Below are 6,053 nucleotides of genomic sequence, written 5' to 3'. Positions count from 1 at the left end.
CTCGAAACCCGAAACCCGCAACTCGAAACCCGCAACTCTCAGGCTTTTTCTTTTTCAAATTTAGCAATAACTGCCGAATAATAATTGAAAGTCGTTTTAGCAATGGATTCCCAACTGAATTTATCTAAAACTCTTTCTCTTCCTGCTTTTCCCATAGTGTCAGCAAGTTCTTTATTGTCTAATAAAAGGTTTACTTTTTGTGCAAAATCTTTTTGAAACCTTTCAGGATTTTTAGGATTGAAATCGGTTCTTGAAATACTTTCAAGCGGAATTAAAAAACCCGTTTCTCCTTCAATAATGATTTCGGGAATACCACCAACAGCACTTCCAACAACTGGAGTTTCACAAGCCATGGCTTCCAAATTGATAATTCCAAATGGTTCATATAGTGATGGACAAGCAAAAACGCGAGCATGACTATACAAAACTTTGATTTTTTCTCTTGGCAACATTTCGGATATTAAAATAATTCCCTCTCTTTGGGATTTTAATTCGATTATAAGTTCTTCTGTTTCTTTGGCAATTTCTGGAGTGTCTGGCGCGCCAGCACAAAGCACCACCTGACAGTTTTTGTTGAAATATTTCGCTGCTGAAATCAGTTGTGAAATGCCTTTTTGACGAGTAATGCGACCAACGAAAAGGACAAAAGGAATTTCTGGATTGATGCCATATTCCAATAATAAATCGTTGTCAAAAGTTGGTTTGTAATATTCTGGGTCAATGCCATTATGAATTACCGTTACTCTTTCGGGAGATACTCCATACGCTTCGATTACATCTGTTTTCATTTGTTGGCTCACGGCTATAATGCCATCAGCGGAGTTATAAGCATGGTTTTCAATCCAACGTGAAAGGAAATAGCCGTTACCGAGTTGTTCCACTTTCCATGGACGATGCGTTTCTAAACTGTGGGTAGTTAAAATTAAAGGGGATTGCAACAATTCTCTCGAAAATATTCCCGCCAAATGGGTGTACCAAGTGTGACAATGAATAACATCAGCTTGTAGCGTGTGTTGTGACATCTCCACATTGCGGCTCAAATTATGAAACATTTTGATGTGTGGATTTGCTTCATCTTCCATTTGGTTTAACGAAGATTGAATTCCCAAAATAGTCATTGTTCCAATTTCTTCTTGTTGGTTTCCAAAACAACGCACTTCTACTTCCCCTAGTTTTGCCAATTCCATGCTCAAAAAATCGATATGCACACCAGCACCACCATAGATGTTGGGAGGAAATTCATTGGTAAAAAGGGCTATTTTCATACGGTTTGGTTTGGTCTTTTTAATCTTTTTTAAAAGTATAAAATATTATCGTTAGATGGTTGAATTTAACCTATATAAAAACTATACATTATTTCTGTTTTCGCTATTTTTGAAATTAGATATAATGGTATCCGATGTTGTATTTTAATAATCATGTCGCACCTACGGAGCTAAAAAAATGAATGTCAATTATTTCTACAAACATTTAGCTCCTAAAGGAGCAATTTATAGTTCCGTGGGAACCTACTGTTACTAGAAAAAATAGCAATACAAACAAAAAGCTCCATCGGAGCGATCTGTATTTAAACCAAATTAATTTAACTTTAGATTTAAGTATTCTAATTGGGCAACCATTTTAAAAACAATATAAACTATGGAAAATAATTCTAACCTCTTGCTAAAATGGCAAGATTTTGAAAAAGTTGATATGCGTATTGGAACTATTCTTGAAGTCAATGATTTTCCCGAAGCTCGAAAACCTGCTTATCAGTTAACGATTGATTTTGGAACTAAAATTGGTTTAAAAAAATCTTCGGCTCAAATCACTAAACGTTATTCCAAAGAAGATTTAAAAGCCAAACAAATCGTTGCAGTAGTCAATTTTCCTCAGAAACAAATAGGAAATTTTATGAGTGAATGTTTGGTTCTAGGTTCAGTAGCCGAAAATAATGATATTGTATTATTGACTTCGGATTTGAAAGTGGAAAATGGGTTGCGAATTGGGTAAAAAAAAGCCAAAAACTCAACAGCTTTTGGACTAATTTATCTTCAATCAAGATAACGGTAGTTGCAAACAGTTTTTAGTAAGGTTCATATACAATTTTGGTAATTCCATCAAAATATTCTTCAATTAAATTTTCATCAACTTTATACATTTTACTGATATATTCTGCACCTGTAGCTGACTTAAATTTATAATTACTATTTCCTAAATTTTGCCAAGTCAATCCCAAATCAGCATACACTTGGTTGCAAGGGTCAGGAAAGGTATTTGGTGTTACTATAAATCCAGCAACAGTTTTATTGGATTTGAATTCTTTAAAATATTCAGATGTGCAAGATAGAATTGATACAGGCTCATTGGATTCGTATATTTCAATCGTTCTCCATTTCCCAATTATTATATCATTATTTCTCTCAGAATCATCATTGTTTGTGCAAGAAGAAAAAACAATAAGTCCTATCAAAATAGTATAAAACAATCTCATTTTCTTCATTCGTAAAGTTTAATTAATTGTATACAACTACTAACTAAATATCGTCAAAATCAATATCAGTGAAACTTTTTTCAGCATTTTTAATTTCCTCAGTAGCTTCTGAACTGTATTCTTTTTTAAAATCTTTTTGGTGTCTTTCTGAAATCACTTCTTCTCCTTTATTATTCAAAACATAGGAAGTCATTTCTGCTAAAATTTCAGCAAAAGCAGTGAAATCTTCTTTGTATAAATAGATTTTGTGCTTTTTAAAGTGAAACGAACCGTCTTCTTCGGTAAATTTTTTACTTTCGGTAATGGTAATGTAGTAATCATCAGCTTTGGTAGCTCTCACATCAAAGAAATAGGTTCTTCTACCTGCTCTTAAAACTTTAGAAAAAATCTCATCTTTTTCTAACATATCATTTTCTCTCATATTCTTTTGGTCAATTAGTAGTGTTTCAAATCACTTCAAAAATGGTAATTTTTTTGTTATGAAACAACAATTAATTTAATTCTTTTTCTGAAAGTTGTTTTAAATACAATTCGGCATAATACCCTTCTTGGTTTACCAATTGATTATGAGAACCTTCTTGAATGATTTGACCTTCTTCGATAATGATAATTTTATCCGCATTTTTAGCTGAGGACACTCGGTGACTTACAATTATGGTTGTCTTATCTTTTGAAATTTCGAGTAAATTATTCAAAATTTGCTCTTCGGTATCGGTATCAACAGCCGATAAGCAATCATCAAACAATAATATTTTTGGGTTTTTGATAATTGCTCTAGCTATAGAAACTCGTTGTTTTTGCCCACCAGAAAGCGTTATGCCTCTTTCGCCTAGAATGGTTTCATATTTGTTCTTGAAATTGATAATATTATCATGAACTACTGCATTTTTTGCTGCAGTAAAGACTTCTTCATCTGTGGCGTTTTCTTTGCCAAATTTGATATTATTTTTAATCGTATCTGAGAAAAGGAAAGCGTCTTGTGGCACAATGCCTATACTGTCGCGCAAATCGTTTAAATTGACTTCGTCTATATTCTTCCCATCAATAGTAATGCTTCCTTCTTTGATGTCGTGTTGTCTAGTAATCAATGACAAAATACTCGATTTCCCCGAACCCGTTTTTCCTAAAATAGCCAGCGTTTCTCCTTTTTTTACTTTGAAAGAGATGTTGTGTAACGCAGTGATTTCGGTATCGTCATAAGTAAAACTAACATTTTTAAATTCGATTTCTCCATCAATAGTCGTGTTTTCAGTAGCTTTATTTTTGATTTCGGGTTCAATTTTCAAGAACTCGTTGATGCGTTTTTGCGAAGCTTCTGCCTCTTGAACCAAAGAGGAAACCCAACCAATAGATGCCACAGGCCAAGTCAACATATTAACATACAAAATAAACTCAGCAATGGTTCCAATACTTTTTATCGTTCCATTAATATACATCAATCCTCCGAAATAAATCACCACCAAGTTACTCACACCAATTAGCGCAATCATCAACGGACCAAAAAGCGATTGCACTCCAGCCAAACTCATGCTTTTGGTTTTGCTTTCTTTGGCTAAGTCAGCGATGTTGTTTTGAAATTGCTTTTCCAAAGCATACGCTTTTACCACTCTAATTCCCGAAAATATTTCTTGTGTAAATGTGGATATTTTTGATAAGTATTGCTGAAAAATGGTACTACGAACGTTGATTTCTTTACTCAATTTGAAAATGATAAAAGAAAGAATAGGTAATGGCAAAATTGTATATAATGTTAGTCGAGGCGACACGTTGTACATATATATAATTACAACCGTAAATCGGATGAAAGTATTGATGGTGTACATCACGGCAGGACCAACATACATGCGGACTTTGCCCACATCTTCACTAATTCTATTCATTAAATCACCGGTCCGATTTCTTTTGTAGAAATTTTGGTCTAACACTTCGTAATGTTTAAAGACTTCATTTTTTAAATCAAATTCAACATGACGCGACATTACAATTAAGGTTTGGCGCATCAAGAACGTTAAAATTCCTGCAATCAAAGTAGTGCCAACAATCCAAAAAATATTATGAAGCAACTCCGTTTTGATCATCTCACTACTCAAATCGTTTTTGTGAAAATCTTCAATCGCTTTAAAAGATTTGCTAACAAGTTTGGGAGTAAAGAGCGAAAATATTTGTGCTATAATGGTGATAAAAATTCCCAATAAAAAATGGAATTTATATTTAACGAAATATTTGTTTAAATACTGAAGTTCTTTCATGGTTTTTATCAAAATGGGGCTTAAAAACTTATTTTATGTTAAAATTATTAAAAATAATTTAATTGTTATATTCTTTAAATAAATACATTTTAGTAATAATATGCTAATTATTTTCAATATAAATGTATTTAATTGAATAAAGCTTTATTTTTGCAATGCTTTTTTAGAAAAAGCGAAATCAAAAATTTTCATTATGACTTCAGAAATTATTTCGCCAATTGAATTAAAAAAAATGGATCCAGTTTTTGGACAACTTTCTTTTGATAATCACGAACAAATTGTCTTTTGTAACGACAAAGATACAGGATTAAAAGCAATTATTGGTATTCATAATACAGTTATGGGACCAGCACTTGGCGGAACAAGAATGTGGAATTATGCTAACGAATGGGAAGCTTTGAATGATGTTTTGAGATTGTCTCGAGGCATGACTTATAAGTCAGCCATTACAGGATTAAATCTTGGTGGCGGAAAAGCTGTCATCATTGGTGATTCTAAAAAAGACAAAACACCAGAGATGATAACCAAGTTTGGTGAATATGTGAATTCTCTAAGTGGAAAATACATTACCGCAGAAGATGTAGGCACAACTACCGAAGATATGGACAGAATTCATAAAGTAACAAACTTTGTTACTGGAATTTCAGAATCTATAGGTGGTTCTGGAAATCCTTCACCAGTAACTGCTTTTGGCGTTTATATGGGAATGAAAGCAGCAGCAAAATATCAGTTTGGTTCGGAAAAATTAGAAGGTAAAAAAGTATTAGTACAAGGAACAGGTCATGTGGGCGAAACGCTAATTAGTTATTTGACAAAAGAAAATGCCATCGTTTATGTATCGGATATTCATCAAGACAAAATGGAAAATATGGTGGCTAAATATGGTGCTACAATTTTCGATGGAAATGATTTGTATGCTGCAGATGTTGATATTTATTCACCTTGCGCATTAGGTGCAACGATTAATGACGAAACAATTTATAAAATAAAAGCCAAAGTTATTGCTGGTGCAGCCAATAATCAATTGGCAGTTGAATCGATACACGGTGAAATTTTAAGAGAAAGAGGCATTGCTTATGCTCCTGATTTCTTAATTAATGCCGGAGGGATTATCAATGTGTATGGCGAAATAGCAAAATACGATAAAGCAGAAGCTATGAGAAGAACAGAGAATATTTATAATACTACCCTTGAAATTTTCAATTTTGCAGATAGTAATAATATAACTACTCAGTTTGCTGCAATGCAAATTGCTCAAAACCGAATTGACCAAAGAAAAAAAGAAAACACAAATAAATAATAGTAGATTTTAAAATAGTACTATTTTCGCA

Annotated in this window: 6 protein-coding genes; 2 read left to right on the top strand and 4 right to left on the bottom strand. The window is 32.9% G+C overall.

Going from position 1 to position 6,053, the window contains the following annotated elements; translation table 11 throughout:
- Positions 1-38: 38 nt before the first annotated feature.
- On the bottom strand, positions 39-1,265 hold the full coding sequence (gene glgA, locus ACK5ON_RS09075) for a glycogen synthase (RefSeq protein WP_409821823.1): 1,227 nt from the start codon (positions 1,263-1,265) through the stop codon (positions 39-41).
- Positions 1,266-1,638: 373 nt separating this feature from the next.
- Here glgA and ACK5ON_RS09070 point away from each other — a divergent pair, with 373 nt between their 5' ends.
- On the top strand, positions 1,639-1,992 hold the full coding sequence (locus ACK5ON_RS09070; RefSeq protein ID WP_409821821.1) for a tRNA-binding protein: 354 nt from the start codon (positions 1,639-1,641) through the stop codon (positions 1,990-1,992).
- Positions 1,993-2,065: 73 nt separating this feature from the next.
- Here ACK5ON_RS09070 and ACK5ON_RS09065 read toward each other — a convergent pair whose 3' ends face one another.
- The 3 genes from ACK5ON_RS09065 to ACK5ON_RS09055 form a co-directional block, all read right to left on the bottom strand.
- Complete coding sequence (locus tag ACK5ON_RS09065; protein WP_409821819.1) at positions 2,066-2,482, bottom strand: hypothetical protein; 417 nt, start codon at positions 2,480-2,482, stop codon at positions 2,066-2,068.
- Positions 2,483-2,516: 34 nt separating this feature from the next.
- On the bottom strand, positions 2,517-2,894 hold the full coding sequence (locus ACK5ON_RS09060; protein WP_396173431.1) for a PUR family DNA/RNA-binding protein: 378 nt from the start codon (positions 2,892-2,894) through the stop codon (positions 2,517-2,519).
- 70 nt (positions 2,895-2,964) lie between these two features.
- Positions 2,965-4,722: an ABC transporter ATP-binding protein gene (locus ACK5ON_RS09055; protein ID WP_409821816.1), complete on the bottom strand. Its 1,758-nt coding sequence runs from the start codon at positions 4,720-4,722 to the stop codon at positions 2,965-2,967.
- A 193-nt stretch (positions 4,723-4,915) separates the two neighbouring features.
- Between ACK5ON_RS09055 and ACK5ON_RS09050 the strand changes: the two genes are divergently transcribed.
- Positions 4,916-6,022: a Glu/Leu/Phe/Val dehydrogenase gene (locus ACK5ON_RS09050; RefSeq protein WP_396173427.1), complete on the top strand. Its 1,107-nt coding sequence runs from the start codon at positions 4,916-4,918 to the stop codon at positions 6,020-6,022.
- Positions 6,023-6,053: the final 31 nt, after the last annotated feature.

Origin of the sequence: Flavobacterium sp., from assembly GCF_046317795.1 — a bacterium.
GTDB lineage: Bacteria > Bacteroidota > Bacteroidia > Flavobacteriales > Flavobacteriaceae > Flavobacterium.
The sequence above is the reverse complement of the archived record's forward strand: the minus strand, read 5'-3'. Positions and strand labels throughout refer to the sequence as shown.